General features: G+C 59.3%; 21 protein-coding genes. 11 read left to right on the top strand and 10 right to left on the bottom strand.

Annotated features, from left to right (window positions below; all coding sequences use genetic code 11):
• Positions 1–839: GGDEF domain-containing protein (locus ACTJJ7_RS16555; RefSeq protein ID WP_440968209.1), on the top strand; the 839-nt coding region annotated here is incomplete at its 5' end.
• A 4-nt stretch (positions 840–843) separates the two neighbouring features.
• Here ACTJJ7_RS16555 and ACTJJ7_RS16560 read toward each other — a convergent pair.
• A complete protein-coding gene (locus ACTJJ7_RS16560) occupies positions 844–1,857 on the bottom strand; it encodes a LacI family DNA-binding transcriptional regulator (RefSeq protein WP_440968210.1) in 1,014 nt (337 codons plus the stop codon).
• Positions 1,858–2,059: 202 nt separating this feature from the next.
• Here ACTJJ7_RS16560 and ACTJJ7_RS16565 point away from each other — a divergent pair, with 202 nt between their 5' ends.
• The 5 genes from ACTJJ7_RS16565 (at position 2,060) to ACTJJ7_RS16585 (ending at position 9,373) form a co-directional block, all read left to right on the top strand.
• Complete coding sequence (locus tag ACTJJ7_RS16565; protein ID WP_440968211.1) at positions 2,060–3,088, top strand: ABC transporter substrate-binding protein; 1,029 nt, start codon at positions 2,060–2,062, stop codon at positions 3,086–3,088.
• Positions 3,089–3,174: 86 nt separating this feature from the next.
• Complete coding sequence (locus ACTJJ7_RS16570) at positions 3,175–5,403, top strand: ABC transporter permease (protein WP_440968212.1); 2,229 nt, start codon at positions 3,175–3,177, stop codon at positions 5,401–5,403.
• Positions 5,400–6,461: an ABC transporter ATP-binding protein gene (locus ACTJJ7_RS16575; protein ID WP_440968213.1), complete on the top strand. Its 1,062-nt coding sequence runs from the start codon at positions 5,400–5,402 to the stop codon at positions 6,459–6,461. The genes ACTJJ7_RS16570 and ACTJJ7_RS16575 overlap by 4 nt, the downstream gene beginning before the upstream one ends.
• A gap of 23 nt (positions 6,462–6,484) precedes the next feature.
• On the top strand, positions 6,485–7,285 hold the full coding sequence (locus ACTJJ7_RS16580; protein ID WP_105732135.1) for an inositol monophosphatase family protein: 801 nt from the start codon (positions 6,485–6,487) through the stop codon (positions 7,283–7,285).
• Between the two features lie 291 nt (positions 7,286–7,576).
• Positions 7,577–9,373, top strand: a complete 1,797-nt coding sequence (locus tag ACTJJ7_RS16585) for an acyl-CoA thioesterase (RefSeq protein WP_440968214.1) — start codon at positions 7,577–7,579, stop codon at positions 9,371–9,373.
• Between the two features lie 27 nt (positions 9,374–9,400).
• Here the strand turns inward: ACTJJ7_RS16585 and ACTJJ7_RS16590 are convergent, their stop codons facing one another.
• Positions 9,401–11,743: a putative bifunctional diguanylate cyclase/phosphodiesterase gene (locus ACTJJ7_RS16590; RefSeq protein WP_105732137.1), complete on the bottom strand. Its 2,343-nt coding sequence runs from the start codon at positions 11,741–11,743 to the stop codon at positions 9,401–9,403.
• A 331-nt stretch (positions 11,744–12,074) separates the two neighbouring features.
• The gene (locus ACTJJ7_RS16595; RefSeq protein WP_440968215.1) at positions 12,075–12,377 is read right to left on the bottom strand and encodes an ArsR/SmtB family transcription factor; all 303 of its coding nucleotides are present in this window, start codon (positions 12,375–12,377) and stop codon (positions 12,075–12,077) included.
• Between the two features lie 110 nt (positions 12,378–12,487).
• Here ACTJJ7_RS16595 and ACTJJ7_RS16600 point away from each other — a divergent pair, with 110 nt between their 5' ends.
• From ACTJJ7_RS16600 to ACTJJ7_RS16620, 5 genes are all read left to right on the top strand, one after another.
• Entirely contained in the window at positions 12,488–13,585 is a 1,098-nt protein-coding gene (locus tag ACTJJ7_RS16600; RefSeq protein ID WP_440968216.1) for an NADH:flavin oxidoreductase/NADH oxidase, read from the top strand.
• A gap of 211 nt (positions 13,586–13,796) precedes the next feature.
• Entirely contained in the window at positions 13,797–15,104 is a 1,308-nt protein-coding gene (locus ACTJJ7_RS16605; RefSeq protein ID WP_130269926.1) for an O-acetylhomoserine aminocarboxypropyltransferase/cysteine synthase family protein, read from the top strand.
• 1,148 nt (positions 15,105–16,252) lie between these two features.
• Entirely contained in the window at positions 16,253–17,293 is a 1,041-nt protein-coding gene (locus tag ACTJJ7_RS16610; protein WP_440968284.1) for a methionine ABC transporter ATP-binding protein, read from the top strand.
• Positions 17,283–17,948, top strand: a complete 666-nt coding sequence (locus ACTJJ7_RS16615; RefSeq protein WP_105732141.1) for a methionine ABC transporter permease — start codon at positions 17,283–17,285, stop codon at positions 17,946–17,948. Before ACTJJ7_RS16610 ends, ACTJJ7_RS16615 begins: the two co-directional genes overlap by 11 nt.
• A 30-nt stretch (positions 17,949–17,978) precedes the next feature.
• Positions 17,979–18,761, top strand: a complete 783-nt coding sequence (locus ACTJJ7_RS16620) for a MetQ/NlpA family ABC transporter substrate-binding protein (protein WP_440968217.1) — start codon at positions 17,979–17,981, stop codon at positions 18,759–18,761.
• 59 nt (positions 18,762–18,820) lie between these two features.
• Here the strand turns inward: ACTJJ7_RS16620 and ACTJJ7_RS16625 are convergent, their stop codons facing one another.
• The 7 genes from ACTJJ7_RS16625 to ACTJJ7_RS16655 form a co-directional block, all read right to left on the bottom strand.
• Positions 18,821–19,891, bottom strand: a complete 1,071-nt coding sequence (locus ACTJJ7_RS16625) for a sn-glycerol-3-phosphate import ATP-binding protein UgpC (RefSeq protein WP_105732142.1) — start codon at positions 19,889–19,891, stop codon at positions 18,821–18,823.
• Between the two features lie 6 nt (positions 19,892–19,897).
• Complete coding sequence (gene ugpE, locus ACTJJ7_RS16630) at positions 19,898–20,746, bottom strand: sn-glycerol-3-phosphate ABC transporter permease UgpE (protein ID WP_105732143.1); 849 nt, start codon at positions 20,744–20,746, stop codon at positions 19,898–19,900.
• Positions 20,747–20,757: 11 nt separating this feature from the next.
• Entirely contained in the window at positions 20,758–21,648 is an 891-nt protein-coding gene (gene ugpA, locus ACTJJ7_RS16635; RefSeq protein ID WP_130269930.1) for a sn-glycerol-3-phosphate ABC transporter permease UgpA, read from the bottom strand.
• A 65-nt stretch (positions 21,649–21,713) separates the two neighbouring features.
• On the bottom strand, positions 21,714–23,024 hold the full coding sequence (ugpB, locus tag ACTJJ7_RS16640) for a sn-glycerol-3-phosphate ABC transporter substrate-binding protein UgpB (RefSeq protein WP_105732145.1): 1,311 nt from the start codon (positions 23,022–23,024) through the stop codon (positions 21,714–21,716).
• Positions 23,025–23,185: 161 nt separating this feature from the next.
• Positions 23,186–23,785: a bifunctional nicotinamidase/pyrazinamidase gene (pncA, locus tag ACTJJ7_RS16645; protein ID WP_105732146.1), complete on the bottom strand. Its 600-nt coding sequence runs from the start codon at positions 23,783–23,785 to the stop codon at positions 23,186–23,188.
• Positions 23,786–23,837: 52 nt separating this feature from the next.
• A complete protein-coding gene (nagA, locus tag ACTJJ7_RS16650; protein WP_130269932.1) occupies positions 23,838–25,007 on the bottom strand; it encodes an N-acetylglucosamine-6-phosphate deacetylase in 1,170 nt (389 codons plus the stop codon).
• The gene (locus ACTJJ7_RS16655) at positions 25,004–26,014 is read right to left on the bottom strand and encodes an SIS domain-containing protein (protein ID WP_105733061.1); all 1,011 of its coding nucleotides are present in this window, start codon (positions 26,012–26,014) and stop codon (positions 25,004–25,006) included. Before ACTJJ7_RS16655 ends, nagA begins: the two co-directional genes overlap by 4 nt.
• Positions 26,015–26,023 lie beyond the last annotated feature (9 nt).

Below are 26,023 nucleotides of genomic sequence, written 5' to 3' on the forward strand. Positions count from 1 at the left end.
ATGTGGCGTGGGATATCGTTCATCCCGATGACAAGGCCCGGACAATCGAGGCATTCGAAGATGTCGTCAGCGGCCGGAAGCCGCATTTCGAAGCGGTTTACCGGGTGCAGCGCGGCAGCGGCGGCGAGGCGTGGATACTCAGCCGCGGCAAGATCGTCGAATATGGTCCCGATGGATCACCGCTGCGGCTGCTTGCCACCAGCGTCGATATCAGCAGCCAGAAACAGATCGAAGAAGAGCTTTCCCTGACCGTCCGGCTGCGGATGGAACTGGAGCGCAAGCTGCTTGAAGCCAACCGGAAACTGAAAAAACTGTCGGAAAGCGATCATCTGACCAGCCTGCCGAACCGGCGCAAGTTCAGCCGCCTGCTCAAGCGGGAATATGAGCGGGCGCGCGATGACGGGCAGCCGCTGGCCTTGCTGATGATCGATATCGACTACTTCAAGGCCTATAATGATGTCTATGGTCATCTGGCCGGGGACCGGTGCCTTGTGCAGGTGGGGCGTGTCCTCAGCAGGGTGATCGGGAAGGGGACCGGCGTTGTCGCGCGTTTCGGCGGTGAAGAGTTTGCGGCACTGCTGCCCGGCGCCAGCGTCGATGAGGCGGCGGATATTGCCGCGACTTTGCTGGAGGCGGTTGCCGGCCTGCAATTGGATCATGAGGATGTTCCGGCTGGCCGAACATCGGTGAGCATCGGAATCAGCGCGCTGGCGCAATTGCCCCCCTCCACTCAGGACGGTGCGGATGCGTTGTTGAACCTGGCTGACCGCGCTCTCTACGAAGCAAAACGCGCCGGGCGCGGCAGGGTGCGTGTCTGGGGCAGTTTTTCAACGGATTAGGGATTTACCGGCCCGGCGTGCGGATGGTTTTGCGCCAGATCATCGACGCGTGCAGATTAACGGACCGGTTGGCGGCATCAACATCGCCGGTGCCGCTTGTCAGCCAGGCGACACTGGTCCTGACGATGTCTTCGACCGGCTGGGCAAATGTCGTCAGCGCATAGGATGACCAGTCTGCCTGGGGGATGTCGTCGAAACCGGTGACGCAAAGCTCCTCCGGAATGCGCAGGCCGAAATCGTGACGCGCGCTGTCCATCAGCCCGAACGCCATGAGATCGTTGACGCAGAAAACCGCATCGGGGCGGGCGGTTTCGGTGAACAGCATCCGGGCAATGTGCTGCCCGCTCTCATACACCGTATTGCCATGGCGTATGACCGTCACCTCCAGCCCGAATTCGGCGGCGGCGGCGATGAAACCGTGCTCGCGCGCCATCAGGCTTGGCGTGCCGACGGCCGAGTTGGCAAAGGCCAGACGGCGGCAGCCGGCACGCAGGAAGGCATTGACGGCGGCCCGCGCGGCGCGCCTGTCATCGAGATTGATGCGGAACGGCCCTTCGATCTCGTCATCCCGGTTGATCAGGACAATGCGCTGCCCGCTGTCGAGGCAGAGTTTGGTGATCGCCTTGTCGGGCAGGCCGGAGAGCAGGATCGAGGCGTCCGCCCGGTAATTGAGCGTCTGCCGCAGAGCGGCATCGACACTGCCGTCGGAGCGGTCCGTGTTGATGATCATGCATACCTTGCCGGCCTTCTGCAGCGCATGGGACAGTTCCCGCACCAGTCGCGCGCGGTAGGGCGTGTCCATTTCCGAGGCAACGAGACAAACGATGCCGCTTTCGCTGCGCATCAGGCCGCGGGCGAGCTGATTGACGTGATAGCCGAGGGCATCGGCTGCCTCGACCACGCGGCGGCGCGTCTCGTCGGATACGCTGGCACCAGGCGTGAACGTGCGTGAAACCGCCGAGCGCGATACGCCGGCTCTTTTCGCAACGTCCTCGGCGCTGATGAATGATTTGTTCAACGAGATTTCCACCCGGGCAACATTCGGCTTTTCCATAGATTGCACACGATTGCCTATCTCTGCAAGCCGGATACATTCAAATTTTATCGGGAAAATATCCTTAGCTGACTTGACATGAACTGTCTGCTTGTGAAACTTTTGCACACGCTTGCAAAACCAAGCAGCGGCATGGAGGTGCCGTTTTTTCAGGGAGGAGAAATTCATGCGTTCAGTCTTTGCCATTGCTGCTGCTTTTGCCGCCGGTCTCTCGATGATGCCGATGGAGGCGCGTGCGGCGGACAATCTCAATCTGATCTGCTCGGCCGATGTTGTCATCTGCGAGCTGATGAAGGGCATGTTTGAGAAGGATACGGGCATTCAGGTCAACATGGTGCGTCTGTCGTCGGGCGAAACCTATGCGAAAATCCGCGCCGAAGCGCGCAACCCCAAGACCGATATCTGGTGGGCGGGCACCGGCGATCCGCATCTGCAGGCGGCATCGGAAGGCCTGACGCAGGAATATAAATCGCCGCTGCTCGACCAGTTGCAGGATTGGGCCAAGAAGCAGGCGGAAAGTTCGGGCTACAAGACCGTCGGCGTTTATGCCGGGGCGCTCGGTTGGGGATACAACACCGATATCGTCAAGAAAAAGGGTATGAAGGAAGCCAAGTGCTGGGCCGATCTGCTCGATCCGTCCTACAAGGGCGAAATCCAGATGGCCAATCCGAACTCGTCGGGAACAGCCTATACGGCGCTCGCATCGCTGGTGCAGATCATGGGCGAGGACAAGGCCTATGACTATCTGAAGAAGCTCAACGCCAATGTCTCGCAATATACGAAATCCGGTTCCGCTCCGGTGAAGGCAGCGGCGCGCGGTGAAACGGCGCTCGGTATTGTCTTCATGCACGATTCGGTGGCCCAGACCGTCGAAGGTTTTCCGGTCAAAACCGTCGCGCCATGCGAGGGCACGGGCTACGAGATCGGTTCCATGTCGATCGTCAAGGGTGCGCGCAATCTCGATGCGGCAAAGAAATGGTATGACTGGGCGCTGTCTGCCGAGGTGCAGTCGCACATGAAGGAAGCAAAGTCCTTCCAGCTGCCATCGAACAAGGCGGCGGTCGTACCGCCGGAGGCGCCGAAATTCGAAGACATCAAGCTCATCGATTATGACTTCAAGACCTATGGCGATCCAGCCAAGCGCAAGGAACTGCTTGACCGCTGGGACAAGGAAATCGGCGCCAGCGCCAATTGACCTGAATTCAGCAGTTTCGCGTGCCCGCTATTTCCATGCGGGCACGCCAGCCATTTCCACCATTGAAGACAGTATTGGGTAGCACAATGGAACGTAGCGACCGGAGATTGAACATTGCTCTCGGCATAGGCCTTGCCGGGTTTGCACTTGTGCCGTGGTACAGGATCGAAAGCGGATTCTACGGCCTAGGCTGGCTGGGCAAATTCCCGTCCGGTGCGGCGGAAGCGCCCGGCCTTGTGCAGATCGCCGGCCATGGCCGCTGGCCGCTGGCCGTCATTGCCCTGTTGTTCGCGCTGGGACTGGTTGCACGGGCGTTCCGGGTGTCGCCGCTGCGTGCCAATCTGCTTGTTGGCGCAGGGGCCGCGGGCATTGTCTTTCTGGTTCTGCAGGGACTTGCCATCGGCTTCACCGGCTGGACATGGGGCATCAGCGAAAGCCTGTTCGGGCCGCTTGCGGGCGGGCAGCCATCCATGGGAGCGGGCGCCGGTCTGGTCGCACTGTCCTTCGTCCTGATGTTCTCCTTCGGGCTGGCCGAACGCGGCGTGCTGCGCGGCGACGCCTTTGTCGTCGCGTCGATTGCGCTCCTCATCTTCCTTGTTGCCATCTTCGTGTTCTATCCCGTCGGCAGCATGCTCATCGGCTCGGTTCAAAGTGTTGATGGTTCGTTCGACCCTTCCGGTTTCGTGCGCAATATCCAGGACCCGTCGATCTGGAGTCTGGATTGCGTGGTGGGCGGCAACCGCTGCGGCATTGCCTGGCGCACGCTGTTCCTCGCCATCCTCGCCGCGTCGGGGTCCACGCTTCTCGGCCTGTGTTTTGCGCTGGTCGCCACCCGCACCCGGTTTCCGTTTAAGAAGGGCCTGCGTCTTCTGACGATCCTGCCCATCATCACGCCGCCCTTCGTCATCGGCCTCGCGCTGATTCTTTTGTTCGGCCGCGCCGGTGTCGTGACGCAGCAATTGTCCGAGCTTTTCGGCATCGAACCCGGCCGCTGGCTCTACGGCCTCACCGGCATATGGATCGCGCAGGTCCTGTCATTCACGCCAATCTCGTTCCTCGTCCTGATCGGCGTCGTCGAGGGCGTCAGCCCGTCGATGGAAGAGGCGTCGCAGACTTTGCGCGCCGACCGCTGGCGCACATTCTGGCGGGTTTCCCTGCCTCTGATGAAGCCGGGTCTCGCCAATGCATTTCTCATCGGCTTCATCGAAAGCATGGCGGATTTCGGCAATCCGCTGGTGCTCGGCGGCAGCCACGGCGTTTTGTCGACGGAAATCTTCTTCGCCGTCGTCGGTTCGCAGAACGATCCGTCGCGGGCAGCGGTGCTTGCGATCATTCTCCTATTCTTCACGCTCTCGGCGTTTCTCGCCCAGCGCGTCTGGCTGGCAGGCAAAAGCTTTGCCACGGTCACCGGCAAGGGTGATTCCGGCGCACATATCGCCCTGCCGCGCTCCCTGTCGATCGGCGTCCACGCCATTGTCATTCCATGGATCCTGTTCACGCTCGTCATCTACGGCATGATCCTGTTCGGCGGCTTCGTGCGCACCTGGGGGCTCGACAACACGCTGACGCTGGAACATTACCAGCGGGCGTTCTCCTTCAGTTTCAACAATGGCGCCATTGCCTGGACCGGCGTTGCCTGGAATTCGTTCTGGACAACGATCAAGATCGCGCTGATTTCAGCGCCGCTGACCGCAGCCGTCGGGCTGCTCACGGCCTATCTCATCGTGCGCCAGCGTTTTGTCGGCCGCAATGTCTTCGAATTTGCCCTGATGATGAGCTTTGCCATTCCCGGCACGGTCATCGGCATCAGCTATATCATGGCGTTCAACCTGCCGCCGCTTGAGATGACCGGCACCGCGCTGATCCTGATCGCCTGTTTCGTCTTCCGCAACATGCCCGTGGGCGTGCGCGGCGGGGTGGCGGCGATGAGCCAGCTCGACAAGAGCCTCGACGAAGCGTCGCTGACGCTGCGGGCAACCAGCTTCCGCACCATCCGCAAGGTGATCCTGCCGCTGCTCCGCCCGGCCATCGTGGCGGCGCTGGTCTACTCCTTCGTGCGCGCCATCACCTCAATCAGCGCTGTCATATTCCTTGTAAGTGCCGAATATAATATGGCGACTTCCTATATTGTCGGGCTCGTCGAAAACGGCGAGTACGGTGTGGCGGTGGCCTACTCCTCGATGCTGATTGTCGTCATGATCGTCATCATCACCTGTTTCCAGCTTCTGGTGGGTGAACGAAAACTGCGCCGCGAAAACCGCGTTGCGACAGCCTTCGTTCCCTCCGCCGCTCCACAAGAAAAGGCCGCATCATGACCACCCATCGCACCGGCTCCGTCGTCTTCTCCAATGTCAGAAAGCAGTTCGGTAATTTCACGGCCATTCACGATCTCTCGCTGACGATCGAGCCCGGCACGCTGGTCACGCTGCTCGGCCCGTCCGGCTGCGGCAAGACCACGACCCTGCGCATGCTGGCGGGGCTGGAGCATCCGTCCGCGGGCCGTATCCTGATCGGCGGCAAGGATGTGACCATGCTTCCCGCCAATGAGCGCGATGTCTCGATGGTGTTCCAGTCCTACGCGCTGTTTCCGCATATGTCGGTTGCGGAAAACGTCGCCTATGGCCTTGAATCCTCGGGCATGAAGAAATCCGACGCACGGGAAAAAGCGGAGGAGGGGCTCAAGCAGGTTGGCCTTGCCGGCTACGGCCAGCGCCTTCCCGCCGAACTGTCGGGCGGCCAGCAGCAGCGTGTGGCGGTTGCGCGGGCGCTGGTTCTGGAGCCGCAGGTGCTGCTTTTGGACGAACCCCTGTCCAATCTCGATGCGCGGCTGCGCCGCCGCGTGCGCACCGAAATCCGCGAGCTGCAGCAGCGTCTCGGGTTCACGGCTGTTTATGTCACGCATGATCAGGAAGAAGCGCTTGCGGTGTCCGACCAGATCATCGTCATGCAGGAGGGCGTCATCGCCCAGCAGGGCTCGCCGCGCGAGCTTTACGAGGCTCCGGCTTCCTCCTTTATCGCCGACTTCATCGGCGAAGCCAATGTGGTGCCGTGTGAGGTGCTGCGCAGTGACGGTGGCAATGCCATCATCCGTGTCGGCACGCTGGAACACGCCGTACCGGGCCGCAGCGCCCGGCCGGGACCGGCGAAGCTCGCGGTCCGGCCCAATGCGATCACGCTGGAGCCCGGCGGCAATGGTGCCTTCGCCGGAAGCATCCGGCACGCTGCCTATCTCGGCGATCACGTCGAGTATGAAGTGGAAACCGCCTCCGGAACGCTCTTCGTGGTCGATCCGGCTGTTGACCGCAATCTTCCTCCCGCAACCCGTGTCAGCATTGGCTTCCACCATCGCGGCATCGCCATCATCAACAACTGAAACTGCATTTTCAAAGGACTATCATGACATCGCATGCCGAAGCCGAGTTGCAGGGCCGTTTTGCTCTTGCCCAGGAAATGGCCGTGGAAGCCGGCGCCGTGGCGCTCGCGCATTTCAATGCGCGCGAGCGGCTGGTCATCGAGACCAAGGCCGATCCGCAGGACGTGGTTTCGATTGCCGACCGGGAAGTGGAAGAACTGATCCGCGCCCGCATCGCGGCGGCCTTTCCCGCTGATGCGGTGCTTGGCGAAGAGTATGGCGTGAGCGCGGGAACCTCCGGGTTCACCTGGGTCGTCGATCCGATCGACGGCACCAGCCCGTTCGTCAACGGCATGCCGACCTGGTGCATTTCGATTGCAGCGCTGCGCGGTGAGGAAATCGTCGTCGGAGTCATCTATGTCCCGTGCAATGACGAACTCTATGCGTCGGCGCTGGGGATGGGGGCGACCTTGAACGGCAAGGCACTTGCCATTGATCCGGACAAGACCATTCGCAATGCGGTGACGGGTATCGGTGCCAATCATCACGTCACCCCCGCCGTCGTTGCCGCGCTGGTGGAAAAGCTGCTGGAGGCCGGCGGTAATTTTATCCGCAACGGATCAGGCGCACTCATGCTGGCCTATGTCGCGGCAGGCCGTCTCGTGGGCTATTACGAACCCTATATGCATGCATGGGACTGCATGGCGGGTTACTGCCTCGTCAAGGAAGCGGGCGGCTGGCACCATCCATTCCCGGCAAAGGGCGATGCGCTGACCAGGGGCGCACCGGTTCTTGCCGCCGGTACGGGCGCAGTCGATGATCTCAGGAAGATCGCGGGTCTTTGATCCGGCAACACACTGCCGGCGCCTTCGCGCCGGCGGTCTTGATGCCATTTCAACCAGATTTTATGAGTGTACGGCTGCATTCGCGCAGTATTTCCGGTGTTTCGCTGGGTAAAGATACCGGCAAAGGCTGCTTGCATTCGCAACGGGAAAGAAAGCAAAAATGTTGAATCTTTCCGCAACTGCGAAGAGCAGATCATTGACTTATTACAGCGAATAACGTGGATTAAAGTTGGTGTTGTCGATCACCGACTCTCGTAAAGCTGGATAGATATGACGTTCGTGCGAAATCTGATGTGGGCGCCTACAATTGGCCTGTCCTGGCTGTGGGGACTGGGTTTTTTCTATTCCATCCACGTCACCCTGACCTATGGCTGGCTCGGTTTCTTCGGTTTCGCGATCTCGAATGTTGGCGGTCTGTGGCTGTTCGGCTTTATTCTCGGCCGCAGCAAGCGTACGCCGGACCAGATCATGAAAGACATCGAGAACCGCTATGTCGGCGTCTTTCTGCTGTTCCAGATGGCGGCGCTCGTGGTGACGATTTTCGGCTTCGTCGCCTATTTGTGGCAGCCAATTGTGGGTGAGGGCGCGACAATAGGCGTTGCCTTCCTGCTTCTGGCTTCCTGCGCCATCGGGCATGCGCTGTCGCTGCAGCAGATCAAGACGCTGCATATCCTCTACACCGTTGTCGGTGTTGCCGCCGGGCTCGTGCTGCTTTTCGGCCTGCGGCAGACATCGGATTACCCCGGTGTCCCGCTCCAGCAGTTCGACGGGCGTTTTTACGGCCTTGTCATGCCGACGGTGATCGGCTTCCTGCTTGGCCCATGGCTCGATATCCAGCATTGGCAGCGGGCCGTCTATATCAAGCGCGAGGGCGGGTCGGTCGGCATCGCCTATGGTGGGGGCGCATTGCTGTTCTTCGGTTTCCTTCTGCTCAACGCGGCGATCGCATCGACGGTCGGCCCCATCGGCAGCATCATTTCCATGGACGGGCTGCCGAGCGCGCAGGGTTCGGTTTCCGCGGCCGTTGTTCTGGCCGCAGAAAACGGCGCCCCCTATCTGGCGATTGCCTTTGCGATCTGGACGATTGCGGCGCTCACGTCGACGGTCGACAGTTTCTATTGCGCGACGAACTGGTATCTGCGCGGCAAGAACATGCGCAGCAACAGCCCGCTGCTGGCGCTTATTCCCGATGGTATTGCCTCGTCGCCGTTGTGGCTGCTGATCGGCGCGACCTGGGTTGCCTATGCCGCAGTACCGGCAAACTTTTCGCTCATGTATTTCATGATGCCTTTCGCGACGCTCTTCGTCAGCGCCTCCGCCAATCTGGTCTGCGAGGCACTGGGCGCGAAACCGAAATTCGATCCGGTCCTGAGTTTTCTCATCGGCTGCGGATCATCGCTGATCTTCGTTCTCGGTTATATCCAGCCTGTCCCTGGCTTCCTGTTCCTGTCGCCTTTCATCGGGCTGATCGGCGCCTTGCCTGTCATCGTTGAATTGGTCGGTCCCCGTTCAAAGGCGATACCGGTTGAAATCGTCGACCAGCCTATCCGCATGATGAGCGCCGCGCCGCTGACAAACGCATCCGGCGGCGAGGAAATAACACAATCGCATGGTTTCGATGGCGAATGGTTCGTCATGCACCTCACACCGACCTATGACGACACCAATTCGGTCGGCAATGTCTACTTCGCTAATTATGTGCGCTGGGTGGGCAAGGCGCGCGAATTGTTCTTCAATGTCTGCATGCCGGATTTCGATCTGGCGACGACACGCTTCTATATTCTCACGCGCTCCTTCACCCATGATTACCGGCGGGAATCGAAGGAGTTCGAACAGATCAGCGTTCGCATCAAGATCGCCCGGCACAACCGCAAATTCGTCACGCTGCAGCATGAAATCCACAGCGCAGCGCAAGGCCTGCTCGGCCATGGCGAACAGTCGCTGATGTTTGTGGACCGGGATCAGTACAATCCGCTCGATATTCCCGGCGAAGTCATCAAGGGGTTCCTGGCTTACTGGCCGAAGGATTCTCGGCTGTCACCGAGCTATCGCCCGCCCGTTCAGGACAAGACGAAGCGGCAGGCCTGAGCGCCTTCCGCTTCCATTGCCCGTGCCTCAGCTGGCGACCTCGTAACGGTCGCGGTCGAAGGACATGAGGCCTGCGGTCTTCTCGAACGGTTCGGCGGGGCTGAACAGGAAGCCTTGTACCTGATCGCAGCCTTCCTTTTGCAGGCAGGCGAGCTGTTCGCGGGTCTCTACGCCCTCGGCGGTGATCTTCATGCCCATGCTGGCGCCAAGGCCCATCACCGCACGGATAATGGCAAGGCTTCCCCGGTTGTGCGGCAGATCGCGCACAAAGGACTGATCGATCTTGATCTTGTCGAACGGCATCTTGCGCAGATAGCTCAGGCTGGAATAGCCGGTGCCGAAATCGTCAAGCGCGATGCTTACGCCCATCGCCCGGAACTGCCGCAGCAGGGAAATCGCCGCGACATTGGCTTCAAGGAACACGGATTCGGTGATTTCGAGTTCGAGGCGGTTGGGTTTCAGCTTGTTGGTTGTCAGGGCATCGCGCACGATGGAAGCCAGATCCGAATGACGGAACTGAATCGCGGAAATATTGATGGCCACGTGGATATCATCGGGCCAGGATACCGCTGTCTTGCAAGCCTCCTGGATAATCCATTCCCCGAGGGGAATGATGTTGCCGGTCTCTTCCGCAATCGGAATGAAGATGGCCGGAGAGATATACCCGTGCACCGGATGCTTCCAGCGCAGAAGGGTTTCAAACCCGACGGTCTTGAGCGTTATGGCCGACACGATCGGCTGGAAATGCAGAATGAATTCCTGCCGCGCCAATGCGCCGCGCAAGTCCATTGCCAGTGCCCGCTTGGCCTCGATCCGTGCATCCATTTCGACTTCGTAGAAGCGATAGCTGTTCCGGCCCTCGTTCTTGGTGCGGTACAATGCCAGATCGGCGCAGCGCATGATGTCGCTGACGCTGTCCATGGGCGCAAGCGCGATGCCGATGCTGATATGAATGTTGATCTGGATACCGTCGATCCAGAAAGGCTGCGATACGCGCTGCACGAGATCTTCCGCCAGCGCCGTGGCTTCAGCCTGGCCCGCACCGGGTGCCAGAATGGCAAACTCATCGCCGGAAAGGCGCGCCACGATATAGCGGGCAGGCGATGTGCTGCGCAAGCGTTCGGCCACCTGCTTCAGCAACTGGTCGCCGATACCGTGGCCGAAGCTGTCATTGACGGTCTTGAATTCATCGAGGTCGATGCAGAAAACGGCAAAACCGGTGAGGCCCGTTTCCAGTTCCTTGGTTGCCTCGGAGAGCTGATCGGAGAACAGGGTCCGGTTCGGCAGGTCGGTGAGCACGTCATAGCGGGCGAGGTAGGACAGCTTGTCTTCCGACTGTTTTGCCGCTGTCACGTCGGAACCAACGCCGCGATAGCCGCAGAACTGCCCGGCATTGTCAAAGATGGCCTTGCCGGTCAGTGACCACCAGCGGGTTTCGCCCTTTATATTGATCGGCAGGATGTGGTTGCGGAAGGTCGTGCGGTTCTCAATGGCCTGCCAGATCGATCCGACCTTCACGGCCTCTTCGGCGTGCGACTGGTCGACCTTGAACAGTTGGGCGAAGGGCATGCCCTGCAATTGCTTGGTGGTTTTCTCGGCAATCTGTGCCAGCCGCGGCGAGGTATGCTGAAGTTTCAGATCGGCGTCGGTTTCCCAGATCCAGTCACTGGCATTCTCTTCGAAATCGTAGAGAAGCAGGCTGATAACCTCCTTCTGCTGCTCGACCTTGATCTGGTCGAGCGTGCGCATGACAATCAGGTTACTCATGTGCACGATGGTGAAGAGGATGAACAGTGCATAGATCGCCAGCAGAATCGCGATGAAAAGAAAGAAATCCTCGCCGGTCGAGGCGAGGGCAAAGAACGAGCCGGTGATGATCGCGCCGGAATAGGCAATGGCCGCCAGCGGCACCACGGCAACGCCGATACCCGTTGCCATCAGGCCGGCCGCCGTACAGGCGATCAGCAGCCTATGGTAAGCATCGGCTTCCAGAAAAAGCATGAGCGGGATACTGGCCAGACACAGGCCGTAACACGCGGATATGATGATCAGGTATTTTATGCCGGCGAAGCCGAGCTCCTTGACCTTCGGCACCTTGTACCATTGCCAGCAGGCAAAGAGCGACGCGGCGGTCATGATTGTGACGATGGTGGCCAGGCTGCCCAGATACAGGCTATGTCCCCGATCCCAGAAGACAAATGCCACCACGAACACAACGCTCATGGCGACGATGACGGTAAAGGGCGCCAGTCGCAGCGCCACATCCATCTGTTCAGCATAGACCCGCCGCTTGACGGCAGGATTTATCGTTCCCCGCATGCCGAACATGGACCGGATAGCGTCAGGCGTATGGAAATTCGACAGTTGCACTCACGGACCTCAGAACGGCGAGTTCATATTTCCCTATGCTATTTTTATTGCGTTCGGCATTGGTTAATTTGCTTACCATTTTTTATAATAGTTACCAATGTCTTTATGGTTGTATGGTTTATGCCTGAGTAATATGAAGTTATTTGTATGAAATTCTGTAATTTCTCTGCGTTTAATGCGAATTGAATATGAATATTCAAATATAAAAGATCGCACCGATGTCTTATATTATTAAATTCATGTAAGAATCAAAGTCGTTTCGATGTATAAAGCGGGCGTTTTTGCCAGCTGCGTGGCGGATCATTCAAGAGGTCCATTCTGCCGCGTTGTTCTAGCTCCGGACAGCGAGAATTGCCGGCAGCAGGCCCGGAAAAACCTCGGCCAGTTCATGGCCGCGCAATTCGTTGATCCGCGAGGTGCCGTCGTTGCGTGTCTTGATGATCCCGGCTTCCCGCAGCACGCGGAAATGATGCGACATGCTGGATTTCGGGCGCCCGTTCTCAAGCGCGGCACAGGTTGCCTCGCCCTCGCGGGCCAGTTGCCGGACAATCGACAGACGGATGGGGTCGCTCAGTGCATAGAGCACGGACTCAAGCTGCACTTCGGTGATCTGGGGATGGCGATATTCTCTCATGCACATATCCTAGCACAAAATTTTGTGTATTGCTATTGTTCGAATAATATCGAACTATCGAAATGAAAGCGGACCCGAATGTCTGCGGCACCCCATCTTGGAGTAAACATATGGCCTCTCTATTCGACCCCTTCACCTTGAAGGATGTGACATTGCGCAACCGAATCGCCGTTTCCCCCATGTGCCAGTATTCGGCAAATGACGGCGTGATCAATGACTGGCATCACGTTCATCTTGGCGGATTGGCGCGCGGCGGTTCCGGACTGGTGATTGTCGAGGCCACCGCTGTGTCGCCGGAAGGCCGGATTACTCCGGGTTGCGCAGGACTGTGGAATGATGAACAGGCCAGGGCATTCGCACCGGCGGTTCAAACCATCAAGAATGCCGGCGCCGTTCCGGGCATCCAGATTGCCCATGCCGGGCGCAAGGCCAGCGCGAACCGGCCGTGGGAAGGCGATGACCATATTGCGGACGATGATCCGCGCGGCTGGGAAACTATTGCCCCTTCGGCTATTGCCTATGGCGGCGGGCTGTCGAAGGTTCCGCGTGAAATGACCAAGACCGATATCGAGCGGGTAAAGCAGGCCTTTGTCGACAGCGCCAAGCGAGCGCTCTCGGTCGGGTTCGAATGGCTCGAACTGCATTTTGCCCATGGCTATCTCGCCCAGAGTTTTCTGTCCGGGCATTCCAACAAGCGTACCGACGAATATGGCGGCAGTTTTGAGAACCGCAGCCGGTTCCTCATCGAAACGGTTCAGGCCGTGCGGGCCGTCTGGCCGGACAACCTGCCGCTGACCGCGCGCCTCGGTGTCATTGAGTATGACGGGCAGGACGAAAAAACTCTCAGCGAGGCCATAGAACTTGTCAAATTGCTGAAGGCCAATGGGCTTGACTTCATCGATGTCAGCATGGGCTTTTCTCTCGGCAAGACCAGTATTCCATGGGGTCCGGCTTTCCTTGGGCCTGTTGCGGAACGTGTCCGCCGCGAAACCGGCCTGCCAGCCTCGACGTCCTGGTACATCAGCACCCCGCAGGAGGCGGATGGTCTTATCCGCGATGGAAAGGTCGATCTTGTCATGCTGGCCCGTCCGCTGCTGACCGATCCGCACTGGCCGTTCCGCGCCGCCAAGGAACTGGGCGTCGAGAAGGCGGCCTGGGTTCTGCCTTCACCGTACGCCCATTGGCTGGAACGCTATCGGGCTGCCTGAGCCCGACGGGTCAATACCGTGGAGCCGGGAATGGAATTCTCCGTACCCGGCCCCATCGCTGCCTGAGTGGCATAAAGTGGGGCGTTGCGCAGCGCTTTTAGCATGGGATTTCCCGAATGCGCTGAAATAAGCAACGGCCTGCGTATTCCCTCTTTGCAACTTCTCCTAGTGTTCCGGGTGATCATTTCGCACCAACACGAGGACGAAAACCATGGCAGTCCATTTGCATCCCGAGACCATCGCCCTGCATGCCGGCTGGCGGGCGGATCCCGCAACCGGCGCCGTGGCTGTGCCAATCTACCAGACCACCTCCTACCAGTTCCGCGATACGGAACACGCCGCCAATCTCTTCGCGTTGAAGGAACTCGGCAATATCTACACGCGTATTGGCAACCCGACCACCGATGTCCTGGAGAAGCGTGTTGCCGCGCTCGATGGCGGTATTGCTGCGCTCGCGGTGTCGTCGGGGCAGGCGGCGTCAGCCCTTGCCATCCAGAATCTTGCGCGGGCCGGCGACAATATCGTCAGTTCCACCGATCTCTATGGCGGCACATGGAACCTCTTCGCCAATACGCTGAAGGATCAGGGCATCGAGGTGCGGTTTGTCGACCCCCGGGACCCCGAAGCGTTTCGCCGGGCCACGGATGAGCGGACCCGCGCCTATTACGCGGAAACGCTGCCCAATCCGAAACTCACCGTGTTTCCCATTGCCGAAGTGGCTGCCATCGGGCGCGAATACGGCATTCCGCTGATCGTCGACAACACGGCGGCGCCCCTGATCGCGCGTCCCTTGCAGCACGGCGCTGCCATTGTCGTCTACTCGACCACCAAATATCTCGGCGGCCACGGCACCTCCATCGGCGGCATCATCGTTGATGGCGGCCAGTTTGACTGGGAGAAATTCCCGCAGCGCCAGCCAGCGCTGAACACACCCGATCCCAGCTATCACGGCGCGGTCTGGACCGAAGCGGTGAAACCTATCGGACCCGTCGCCTATATCATCAAGGCGCGCGTCACGCTGCTGCGCGACCTTGGTGCGGCGCTGTCGCCCTTCAATGCCTTCCAGACCATTCAAGGCATCGAGACGCTGTCGCTGCGCCTTGAGCGTCATGTCGAGAATGCGCAGAAGGTTGCCGAGTTCCTGGCCAAGCGGCCGGAGATCGCCAAGGTCATCCATCCATCGCAGCAGAGCGGTCTTGATCGTGAACGGGCGGAAAAGTATCTTTCGGGCAGTTTCGGCGGTCTGGTCGGTTTTGAGCTTAAAGGCGGTCTGCAGGCAGGACGCAAATTCATCGAAGCGCTCGAACTCTTCTATCATGTGGCCAACATCGGTGATGTCCGCAGCCTCGCCATCCACCCGGCAACGACAACACATTCCCAGCTTTCACCGGACGAACAGCATGCGAGCGGCGTTTCCGAAGGCTATATCCGGCTCTCGGTCGGCATCGAACATATCGATGATATCCTTAATGATCTGGAGCGCGGCCTGAACGCATCGAAACTTGCACTCGCCGCTTGAAACCTCTGGTTGGTTGGAATTACGGACAGGATATTGTAATGTTCTGGAGTGAGGGATGGGCTTTCACCCACCCCTCGCTTCTAGAGTGTAAATCGAACCCGGACTATCAGCATCCAGCCGGTCCGGGTTCTTTTCACCTCTAGCGTGATGCTAAACGGTAATTTCCGCATAGATCACCTCCAGTTTTGAGAGCAAGGCCATTGCTGTGGTCGGGAGGCCCGTCTTCCCGATGCACCGGCTGGCTCGGTGTATCTGCTTCGCCCTCAAATGGATCGCGTGTGAAACGCCTGTTCAATTCATTGCCCGTTTTCACAAAGCATTGCCAGAAATGCAGAGTTGAATCATTTGAGGTAAGCGGTTGTTTTCGATGGGGATTTAGAACTATTTTTGAATGATCCTTGCGCTCTCTCCGAAGAATGGTTGTGGCCATCGGCCCGTGAAAGCAGAGTTTCCCGATGATCTGGAGCGCGGCCTGAACGCATCGAAACTTGCACTCGCTGCCTGAAACCCAGGGTTGGTTGGAATCATCGATTAAATGTTGTAAGTTCTGGAGTGAGAGGCGGGCTTTCGCCCACCTCTCATGGTCTAGTTCGAGAATTGAATCCGGACTATCAGCTGCCAGCCGGTCCGGGTTCTTTTCACGACTAGCGTGATGCTAAACGGTAATTTCCGCATAGATCACCTCCAGTTTTGAGAGCAAGGCCATTGCCGTGGTCGGGGAGGCCCATCTCCCCGATGCACCGGCTGGCTCGGTGCTTGCTGCTTCGCCCTCAAATGGATCGCGTGTGAAACGCCTGTTCAATTCATTGCCCGTTTTCACAGAGCACCGCTAGAAATGCAGAGTTGAATCATTTGAGGTAAGTGGTTGTTTTAAATAGGAATTTGCAACTATAGTCGAATGCGCTTGGCGTGATCTTGACGAATAGTTTCGGCTGCCGGCCGATGAACCCAAGATTTCCACCATCGAAAATGTTCATGCTTGCCCGTAAGCCCTATCGAAAAGTCGACCAGATCGGTATAGACGGTCGCAAACAGACAACAGGGCGGCTGCACGGGCGGCGCAAATGGTTATGACGGTTGTGACACGAAAGACAGGAGAAGCGGCGGGAGCGGCTGCGGGCGACGGATTGGCCAAGGCAGCTGACCCGATGGTGGCGTTTGAAGGCGTTTCCAAGCGTTTTGCCGCAGGACGCACCAGCGCGGAGGTTGCTGCGCTCGATGGCGTCGATCTGATTGTCCCGCGCGGTTCCGTCACTGGCATTATCGGCCGGTCCGGTGCGGGCAAGTCCACCCTGATCCGCCTGGTCAACGGACTGGAAAAGCCGACGAGCGGCCGCGTCGTTGTTGATGGGGTGAATATTGCCGGGCTCGATGAAAAGAAGCTGCGCGATGTGCGCCGCTCCATCGGCATGATCTTCCAGCATTTCAATCTTCTGTCTTCGCGAACAGCATTCGACAATATCGCTCTGCCGCTGGAGATTGCGGGTATCGACAGACAGACCATTGGAAAGCGCGTGACACCGCTGCTTGATCTTGTCGGGCTATCGGACAAGCGCGATCGCTATCCCTCGGAATTATCAGGTGGGCAGAAACAGCGCATCGGCATCGCGCGGGCTCTGGCAACGGAACCGAAACTGCTTTTGTCGGATGAAGCGACATCGGCACTCGACCCGGAAACAACACGCTCGATCCTTGCCCTGCTCAAGACCATCAACAAGGAACTTGGCCTTACGGTTCTCCTGATCACCCATGAGATGGAAGTGATCAAGACCATCGCCGATCACGTGGCGGTTATCGATGGCGGGCGCATCGTCGAACAGGGTCCCACCTTCGACGTGTTCACCGGGCATACCCATGCGACCACCCGCTCGCTCCTCGGCGGACTGGCGGGCCTGCATTTGCCGGAGTTCCTCACACGGCAGATGGTGGAGAAACCGGAACCGGGCCTGCGGACGATCCTGCGCATCATCTTCAAGGGCGAGAATGCGACGGAGCCCATGCTGGCGCGGCTCGGCAGCGATCTCGGCATCGAGGTCAACATTATGGCCGGTGCGGTCGACGAGATTGCCGGGCGTCCCTTCGGCATGCTGGTTGTGTCCTTGCTTGCCGATGAAGCGAAGATAATCCACGCCCGAAGCTTTCTTGCCGATCACGGCCTGTCATCGGAGGTTGTCGGCTATGTCCGCTGATATTTTTGCACTGCTGGTGAAATCCACGGGCCAGACGTTGTATATGGTCGCCGTGGCGGGCCTGATCGGTTCGCTGTTCGGCATTCCACTCGGTGTTTTTCTGGCGACCAGCGGGCGCGGCGAGCTTTTTGCCGCCCCGTCGGTCAACAAGGTGCTCGGCCTTGTCGTCAACGCGGCCCGCTCGACGCCCTTCATCATTCTGGTCGTCGCCATCATTCCCTTTACACGCATGATTGCCGGAACCTCGATCGGGACCACCGCCGCGATTGTGCCGCTGACCATTGCAACCATTCCCTTCATCGCACGTCTGGTTGAATCGGCAATCCGCGAGGTCGATCCGGGATTGACCGAGGCTGCCCGCGCGATGGGCGCAAGTCCCGCCCAGATCGTGTTCAAGGTTCTGCTGGCGGAAGCGCGTCCCGGCATCACGTCGGCCCTGACGCTCACGATTGTCAGCCTGATCGGCTATTCCGCCATGGTCGGTGCCGTCGGCGGCGGCGGGCTTGGCGATCTCGGCATCCGCTATGGCTATCAGCGCTTCATGCCGGATGTGATGGCCATCGTGGTTCTGGTGCTCATCGTGCTCGTTCAACTCGTCCAGAGCGCCGGTGACCGGCTGGCACGGCAGTTCGATAAGCGCATCCGTCCCCGCTGAGAACAGTTCAAGGTAAAACAGGAGACTACTATGCTGAAGAAAATCCTCGCCACCGCCGCGCTGGCGGCCATCCTGAGCGCGACAAGCGCTCTGGCCGAAACGATCAAGATCGGCGTGACGCCGGGCGAACACGCCCAGATCATGGAAAAGGTCAAGGAAATCGCCAAGCCGAAGGGCCTCGATATCGAGATTTTTGAATTTTCCGACTATGTCGTGCCGAACCAGGCGCTGAACGATGGCGAGCTTGACGCCAACTCGTTCCAGCACAAGCCCTATCTCGACAACCAGATCGCCGACCGCAAATTCGATCTCGTTGATGTCGCCAACACCGTGAATTTCCCGATGGGCGTTTATTCGAAGAAGGTGAAGAGCTTCGATGGGCTGGCCGACGGCGCCACGATTGCCATTCCGAACGATCCGACCAATGGCGGCCGTGCGCTGCTGATCCTTGCCGACAAGGGCGTGATCAAGCTGAAGGAAGGTTCAGGCCTCAAGGTAACGCTCGCGGACATCGTCGAAAACAAGAAGAGCTTCAAGTTCGTTGAGCTTGACGCCGCCCAGCTGCCGCGTTCCATCGACGATGTGGATGCCGCTGCCATCAACACCAATTACGCGCTTGAGGCCGGTCTTGATCCGATGAAGGACCCGATCCTGAAGGAAGGTGAAAAGGCGCCTTACGTCAACCTGATCGCCGTGCGCAAGGCCGACAAGGACAAGCCCTGGGTCAAGACGCTGATCGAATCCTACCATTCCGATCCGGTCAAGCAGTTCATCCTCGACAAGTACAAGGGTGCGGCTGTTCCAGCCTGGTAATCGACACTTTCACGCCCCTTCACCGGTGGGTGGAGGGGCGTGGTATGCTTTGAATGTTTTTAGATACGTTTGCCGTTGCCGCCGAAAAGATGCAGCTTTTCCTTGGGGATGATCACCCTGAGATGATCGTCGGGCTGGGATACGGAGCGGCCGGCAACCCGCACGACAACCCGCTCCCCGCCGATGATGCCATAGACATAGCTTTCCGCGCCGACCGGCTCGACACCGAGCACTTTCAGGTCGAGCAGCAGGCCGCCAATGTGGCTTTCCGTTCCTGTGGCAACCTCCAGATCTTCCGGACGGAACCCGATGATCGCGTCTTTATCGGATACGACGATACCTTGAGCACCGATCCGCGTGCCGTCTTTCAGGATCAATCCGGATTCATCCGCCGTGACCGGAATGAGGTTCATGGGCGGGGCGCCGATGAAGCTGGCAACGAACGTGCTGGCGGGTTTTTCATAGATATCGAGCGGCGCACCGATCTGCTCGACTGCACCGGCATTCATCACCACGAGAATATCGGCGAGCGTCATGGCCTCCAGCTGGTCGTGGGTGACGTAAACGCTGGTCACGCCGAGCTGGCGCTGCAGGTTCTTGATTTCCACCCGCATCTGGCCGCGCAGCTTGGCGTCAAGGTTGGACAGCGGCTCGTCGAAGAGGAACACTTTCGGGTTGCGCACGATGGCGCGGCCCATGGCGACGCGCTGACGCTGGCCGCCTGAAAGCTCGCGCGGGCGGCGTTCGAGCAGATGCGTCAGCTCCAGCGTTGCCGCGGCCTCGCGCACACGCTTGTCAATCTGATCCTTCGGCATGCCGCGGTTGCGCAGGCCGTAGGCCATGTTGTCATAGACCTTCATGTGCGGATAGAGCGCATAGTTCTGGAAGACCATGGCGATGTCGCGCTCGGCAGGGCCGAGATCGTTGACCACCTTGTCGTCGATCTCAACGGTGCCGCCGGTGATGGATTCCAGTCCCGCGATCATGCGCAGCAAGGTGGACTTGCCGCAGCCCGACGGGCCGACAAGCACGCACAAGGCGCCGTCCTTGATGTCGATGTCGACGCCTTTGACCGCCTCGACACCCCCGGCATAGACCTTGCGGACATTTGTAAGTTCAACACTTGCCATATGGGATCATTTCTCCGTTTCGACCAGGCCGCGCACGAACCAGCGTTGCATCAGCACAACGACGAGGATCGGGGGAAGGATGGCCAGAATGCAGGTCACCATCACCAGATGCCATTCGGTGTCGGCATCGGCGAAGGAAATCATTTTGCGCAGACCGATGACAATGGTCGTCATGTCGTTGCGGTTTGTCATCAGCAGCGGCCAGAGATACTGGGTCCAGCCGTAAATGAAGAGGATGACGAACAGCGCTGCGATGTTGGTTTTGGACAGGGGCAGGAGGATGTCCTTGAAAAAGCGCCAGGGGCCCGCACCGTCGACGCGGGCCGCTTCCACCAGTTCGCCGGGTATGGTCATGAAGAACTGCCGGAACAAGAGCGTTGCTGTGGCCGACGCCATCAGCGGAACCGTCAGGCCGGTATAGGTATCGATGAGGCCGAGGTCGACCATGACCTTGTAGGTCGGCAGGATGCGCACTTCGACCGGCAGCATCAGGGTGATGAAGATCAGCCAGAAGAAGACCATGCGGCCGGGAAAGCGGAAGAACACGATGGCATAGGCCGAGAGGATCGAAATGATGATCTTGCCGACGGCAATCGCCAGCGCCATGATCGTGCTGTTGATGAGCAGGCGGCCGACACTCACGCCGCCGATACGGCCGATGCCGCCGAAAAGTGCCGTTGTATAATTTTCCCAGAAATGTCCGCCGGGCAGCAGCGATAGCGGCGGCCGCATGATGTCCTGCAGCGACTGAGTCGAGGCGACGAAGGCGTAGTAGATCGGGAAGGCCACGATCAGGATGCCGACAATCAGGATGATGTGGGCGACGAGACGGCCGATGGGATTGTTCTGGATCATCTCTGCGCTCCTCAGCCGTAATGGACTTTGCGTTCGACATAACGGAACTGGATCGCCGTCAAGCCGATGACGATGACCATGAGGACCACGGATTGCGCGGCGGAGTCGCCGAGGATCAGGTTGACGAAACCGTCATTGTAGACCTTGTAGACCAATGTTTCCGTCGCCTTGCCGGGGCCGCCGCCGGTGACGGCATGAATGATGCCGAACGTGTCGAAGAAGGCGTAGACGGTGTTGACGACCAGTAGGAAGAACGTGGTCGGGGCAAGCAGCGGGAAAATGATGGTCCAGAAGCGCTTGGTTTCGCCGGCGCCGTCAATGGCCGCTGCTTCAATCAGTGATTTGGGAATGGACTGCAGTCCGGCAACGAAGAACAGGAAATTGTAGCTGATCTGCTTCCATGCGGCGGCTGCAACCACCAGCAGCATGGCCTGGTTGCTGTTGAGCAGCGGGTCCCAATTGTAGCCGGCGGAGCGGATCATATAGGCGAAGGTGCCCATCGAGGGATTGAACAGGAACAGCCAGAGCATGCCGGCAATGGCCGGGGCCACGGCGTAGGGCCAGATCATCAGCGTGCGGTAGACGCCTTTGCCGCGGATGACCTTGTCGGCCATGACGGCAAACAGCAGCGCGAAGCCCATGGCGATGACTGCCGTTGCAATGGAGAAGACAATCGTGACCTGCAGCGAGTTCAGGTAGTTGGGATCGCTCAGGATGCGCTTGAAATTGCCGAGGCCGACGAACTGGGTCGACAGGCCGAACGGATCCTCGCGCAGCACCGACTGGCGGATCGCCTGGGATGCGGGCCAGTAGAAAAAGACAATCGTAATGGCAAGCTGCGGTGCCAGCAGCAGGTAGGGCAGGACCTTGTTCGGAAAAGTGACGCGCGTTGACGATGCCATGATTGCCCCTCTTGAAAAGAGCCCCGCCCGCAAGGAATGCGGACAGGGCGTTCATGAACCGGCTCTTACTGGCCGTTTGCCTGTTTGATGGCTGCATTGCCGCGCTTGACGGCATTGTCGAGGGCTTGCTGGGCCGTCTGCTTGCCGGAGAGCATGTTCTCGAACTCTTCGTTCTCGATATCACGCACCTGCGGCAGGTTCGGCAGGCGCACGCCCTTGGAGTTTTCCGTCGGAGCCTTGCCCATCATCTGCTTGATCGGAATCTCGCGGGCAGGGTTCTTGTCGTAGAAGCCGGACTTCTTGGTGTCCTCATAGGCAGCAAGGGTCACCGGCAGATAACCGGATACCTGATGCAGGCGGGCCTGGATGTCGGTGCGCGACAGGAAGGTGAAGAAGGCGGCAACGCCCTTATATTCCGCGTCGGACTTGCCGGCGAACACCCAGAGGCTGGCGCCCCCCGGTGTCGTGTTCTGCGGCGCGCCCTTGGCGTCGGGATCATAGGGAAGCTGGCCGGTGCCGTAGTTCATGCCCGACTTGACCACATCGCCCAGACCGCCGGAGGATTCGGTGAAGATACCGCATTCGCCCGACAGGAACAGCGGCTTGGCTTCGGAGGTGCGCCCGCCGTAACGGAAGGTGCCATCCTTGGCGAGATCAGCCAGTTCCTGGAAATGCTTGACATAAAGCGGCGCGTTGATCTTCAGCTCGACATCGGTTCCGGCAATGCCGTTTTCATTGGTGCCGTAGGAGATATTGTTCCAGGCGGCAAAGTTTTCCGTGTGGATCCATGTCAGCCATGTCGAGGTGTAGCCGCATTTTGCTGCGCCGCTGGTCTTGATCTTCTTGGCGGCTTCCCAGACTTCCGGCCAGGTCTTTGGCGGGTTGTTTTCATCGAGCCCAGCCTTCTTGAAGATATCCTTGTTGTAGTAAAGGATCGGCGAGGAGCTGTTGTAGGGGAAGGACAGCATCGTGCCATCCGGCTTGGAATAATAGGCGACAATGCCCGGCAGATAGAGGCTCTTGTCGAACTTTGCGCCGCCCATCGACAGGATGTCGGCCACCGGCTTGATCGCGCCTTCGGCGCCCATCATGACGCCCGTTCCGGCATCGAACACCTGCATGATGTGCGGTGCCTGCTTGGCGCGGAACGCGGCGATGCCGGCGTTCAGCGTTTCCGGATAGGTGCCTTTGAACACGGGAACGACCTTGTAGTCGCTCTGGCTTTCATTGAATTCCTTGGACAGGGTTTCAACAACCTCGTTGTTGGCCCCGGTCATGGCATGCCACCAGCTGATTTCGGTGACGGCAAAGGATGAGGTGGACGACGCGAGGACGAGTCCGAGCGCGAGGCTGAGCGAAGTGCCGCGAAATGTCATGTATGTCTCCCATAATGAGGCGTCGTTAGGAACACGCTTATTGGATGCGCTTATGGGCACTATCCTCATTATGTGACAGAGAAACAACAGTTTTATGACTTTGGTCGAATGTCTGGGTTAACGCCTGTGGAAAAATGCGCAGCTGTTCACTTTTGCATCCGTCAGATCAGGGTGACACCGGCCTTGCGCATGTTCGCGACCATGGCGGCCAGAGATCCGCCCATGTCGATGGCGCGGCAGGCATCGAGCAGCACGTCGGCGGCAAAACCGTGCGCCACCGCATCCAGCGCGGAATAGGCGACGCAATAATCTGTCGCCAGACCGACAAAGGTCACATTGGTGATGCCGCGCTCGCGCAGGTAACCGGCAAGGCCGGTCGGGGTCTTGCGGTCGTTTTCGAAGAACGCCGAGTAGCTGTCGATATGGGGGCGGAAACCCTTGCGGATGATCAGTTCGGCCTTGGTCCACTGCAGGTCCGCATGGAAATCGGCACCGGGCGTACCCTGGATGCAATGATCCGGCCACAGCGTCTGGTCGCCATAGGGCATTTTCGCCGTGTCGAAAGGCGCCTTGCCGGGATGGGACGAGGCGAAGCTCGAATGACCGGCGGAATGCCAGTCCTGTGTCAGAATGACGTGATCGAACCGGATGATCAGCTTGTTGATGATCGGGACGATTTCGTTGCCGCCGTCCACGGCCAATGTGCCACCCGGGCAAAAATCGTTCTGCACATCGATGACGACAAGCGCATCCCCAGCCATTTTATTTCTCCGATTGTCCCAAAAGGGCAGTATCGTCAATCGGAGAAGGCCGTCAACTCGGGTTTCGGGCGTAATGCAGATCGCCGTCGATCCAGACGTGATCGACGTCGAGCGCATCATCGAGATGCACGATATTGGCGACATATCCGCTGCCAATGCGCCCGTAGCGATGATCGATGCGGATGCTCTCGGCGGGATAGAGCGAGGCCATCCGCAAGGCTTCCTCGAGGTCAAGCCCAAGCTCGCGATGCACGAAGCGGACTGCCGAAATCATATCGAGATCGGCTCCCGCCAGCGTGCCGTCTTCAAGCGTCAGGCGGCCGCCATGCCGCCGGATGGTCCGGCCGTTCAGCGTGAAGCTGGTGATATCCGTGCCGATGGTCGACATGGCGTCGGTCACCAGGAAAATTTTGGCCGGACCCTGCTTGGCGCGCAGGGCAATCGCCATGGACGCCTTGCTGACGTGGAAACCATCGGCGATCAGTCCGGCGGACAGGTCGCCGGTTTCAAGAACAGCGCCGACAACCCCGGGACTACGGTGGCCGAGCTGGCTCATGGCATTGAAGAGATGGGTCGCCATGGAGGCGCCGGCATCCTTGGCGGCGACAGCCATCTCATAGGAGGCGCCGCTGTGGCCGATACTGACGATGACGCCCGCATCGGCCATGGCCTTGATCTTGTCGACCGGAACGGTCTCCGGGGCAACGGTGGTCAGCAGTACCGGCAGTTCCTGCACGGCGTCGACGATCGCCACGAGATCGCTGTCCTCCATTGGACGGATGAGCGCCGGGTCATGCGTGCCCTTGTGCGTGACGGAAAGGTGCGGCCCTTCGAGATGCAGGCCGATAAATCCGGTGACTTTCTCCAGCGCCGCCGCCTTGCCGGCGGCAATCGCCGCATTGGTGATGGCAGGGGTGTCGGTGATCAGGGTCGGCAGGAGGGCCGTCGTGCCGAAGGCGAAATGCGCCTGGCAGATGGTCCTGATTGCCTCGACACTCGGGCCGTCATTCAGAAGAACGCCGCCGCCGCCATTCACCTGTACGTCGATGAAACCGGGGACGAGCTTGCCGCCGTTGAGCGCGACACGGCGAACATCCGCAGGGATGTCCGCCTGGGCAACGATACCGGTGATAACGCCCGCATCGACGAGAATTGCCGAACCGGCATGCCAGGTTTCGCCGTCAAAAATGTCGGCGCCGGTCAGTGCATAGACAGTGCTCATATTGTTTCAGTCACTTTTCTCAAATGCGGTGGCTCGTCCGGATTCAATCCGCGGCTGCGGGCAAAATCTTCCACGAAAGCGTAGAATGATACCAGCAAGGTCAGCGGGTCCGTCAATGGGTGCGACGTCGCGATGAACGGCAGCGCTGTTGCTTTCGACGGCTTTGCCGATGTCAGGAAGACGGCGGCTTCCTGTTCGGCCAGGCGATCGGCTGCCTGAACGATCGACTCTTCAGCCGCATCGCGCGCTGCAAGCACCAGTACGGGGAAATCCTTGCCGACGATGGCCTTGGGCCCGTGCATGACTTCGGCGGCGCTGTAGGATTCCGCATGCATGGCGCTGGTTTCCTTGAATTTCAGCGCCACTTCGTTGGCGATGGCAAGCGATGGCCCGCGCCCGAGCACGAAGAGCGAGTTTTCGCCCTTCATGGCGGCGCCGAACGGCGACCAGTCGCAGCGGATGGCCGCGGCAAGAGCCTTGGGCAGTTCATCGATGGCAGCAAGCAGTTCTTTGTTCTGCGTCCAGTGGCCAATCATGGCGAGCCCGGCGACCGCCGAGCTGACAAAGGTCTTGGTGGCGGCGACGCTGCGTTCCTGCCCGGCCAGGATGTCGATGGCGAGATCGCTGGCATAGGCGAGGTCGGAATTGATTTCATTGGTGATGGCCAGTGTCAGCGCGCCGCTTTCGCGTGCCGCCTTGGTCATGCTGACAATGTCGGGGCTCTTGCCGGACTGGGAAATGGAAAGCGTTGCGGCGCTCTCGAGTTTCAGGGTGATGCCATAGATCGAGGCAACCGACGGTCCGAGCGAGGCGACGGGAATGCCAGCGGTCAGTTCCGTTGCATATTTCAGATAGGCTGTCACATGGTCCGATGATCCGCGGGCAATGGAAGCCAGGAACGGCGGGTTCTTCTCGCGCAGTCTTGCTCCGGCATTGGCCAGCGTATCGCGGGAGGCATCGAGAAACCGCGCGGTTACGTCCGGGATGGAGCGAATTTCTTCGCGCATGAGAGTTCC

Source organism: Phyllobacterium sp. 22229 (assembly GCF_052056495.1).
Classification (GTDB): domain Bacteria; phylum Pseudomonadota; class Alphaproteobacteria; order Rhizobiales; family Rhizobiaceae; genus Phyllobacterium; species Phyllobacterium myrsinacearum.

What these genes read in the sequence shown, in the direction of transcription:
- ACTJJ7_RS16575 (WP_440968213.1), top strand. Translation starts at nt 5,400, where the DNA reads ATGACCACCCATCGCACCGGCTCCGTCGTCTTCTCCAATGTCAGAAAG.
- ACTJJ7_RS16620 (WP_440968217.1), top strand. Translation starts at nt 17,979, where the DNA reads ATGCTGAAGAAAATCCTCGCCACCGCCGCGCTGGCGGCCATCCTGAGC.
- ugpE (WP_105732143.1), bottom strand. Translation starts at nt 20,746, where the DNA reads ATGATCCAGAACAATCCCATCGGCCGTCTCGTCGCCCACATCATCCTG.
- ACTJJ7_RS16580 (WP_105732135.1), top strand. Translation starts at nt 6,485, where the DNA reads ATGACATCGCATGCCGAAGCCGAGTTGCAGGGCCGTTTTGCTCTTGCC.
- ACTJJ7_RS16615 (WP_105732141.1), top strand. Translation starts at nt 17,283, where the DNA reads ATGTCCGCTGATATTTTTGCACTGCTGGTGAAATCCACGGGCCAGACG.
- ACTJJ7_RS16600 (WP_440968216.1), top strand. Translation starts at nt 12,488, where the DNA reads ATGGCCTCTCTATTCGACCCCTTCACCTTGAAGGATGTGACATTGCGC.
- ugpB (WP_105732145.1), bottom strand. Translation starts at nt 23,024, where the DNA reads ATGACATTTCGCGGCACTTCGCTCAGCCTCGCGCTCGGACTCGTCCTC.
- ACTJJ7_RS16605 (WP_130269926.1), top strand. Translation starts at nt 13,797, where the DNA reads ATGGCAGTCCATTTGCATCCCGAGACCATCGCCCTGCATGCCGGCTGG.
- ACTJJ7_RS16595 (WP_440968215.1), bottom strand. Translation starts at nt 12,377, where the DNA reads ATGAGAGAATATCGCCATCCCCAGATCACCGAAGTGCAGCTTGAGTCC.
- nagA (WP_130269932.1), bottom strand. Translation starts at nt 25,007, where the DNA reads ATGAGCACTGTCTATGCACTGACCGGCGCCGACATTTTTGACGGCGAA.
- pncA (WP_105732146.1), bottom strand. Translation starts at nt 23,785, where the DNA reads ATGGCTGGGGATGCGCTTGTCGTCATCGATGTGCAGAACGATTTTTGC.
- ACTJJ7_RS16565 (WP_440968211.1), top strand. Translation starts at nt 2,060, where the DNA reads ATGCGTTCAGTCTTTGCCATTGCTGCTGCTTTTGCCGCCGGTCTCTCG.
- ugpA (WP_130269930.1), bottom strand. Translation starts at nt 21,648, where the DNA reads ATGGCATCGTCAACGCGCGTCACTTTTCCGAACAAGGTCCTGCCCTAC.
- ACTJJ7_RS16655 (WP_105733061.1), bottom strand. Translation starts at nt 26,014, where the DNA reads ATGCGCGAAGAAATTCGCTCCATCCCGGACGTAACCGCGCGGTTTCTC.
- ACTJJ7_RS16585 (WP_440968214.1), top strand. Translation starts at nt 7,577, where the DNA reads ATGTGGGCGCCTACAATTGGCCTGTCCTGGCTGTGGGGACTGGGTTTT.
- ACTJJ7_RS16625 (WP_105732142.1), bottom strand. Translation starts at nt 19,891, where the DNA reads ATGGCAAGTGTTGAACTTACAAATGTCCGCAAGGTCTATGCCGGGGGT.
- ACTJJ7_RS16570 (WP_440968212.1), top strand. Translation starts at nt 3,175, where the DNA reads ATGGAACGTAGCGACCGGAGATTGAACATTGCTCTCGGCATAGGCCTT.
- ACTJJ7_RS16610 (WP_440968284.1), top strand. Translation starts at nt 16,253, where the DNA reads ATGGTGGCGTTTGAAGGCGTTTCCAAGCGTTTTGCCGCAGGACGCACC.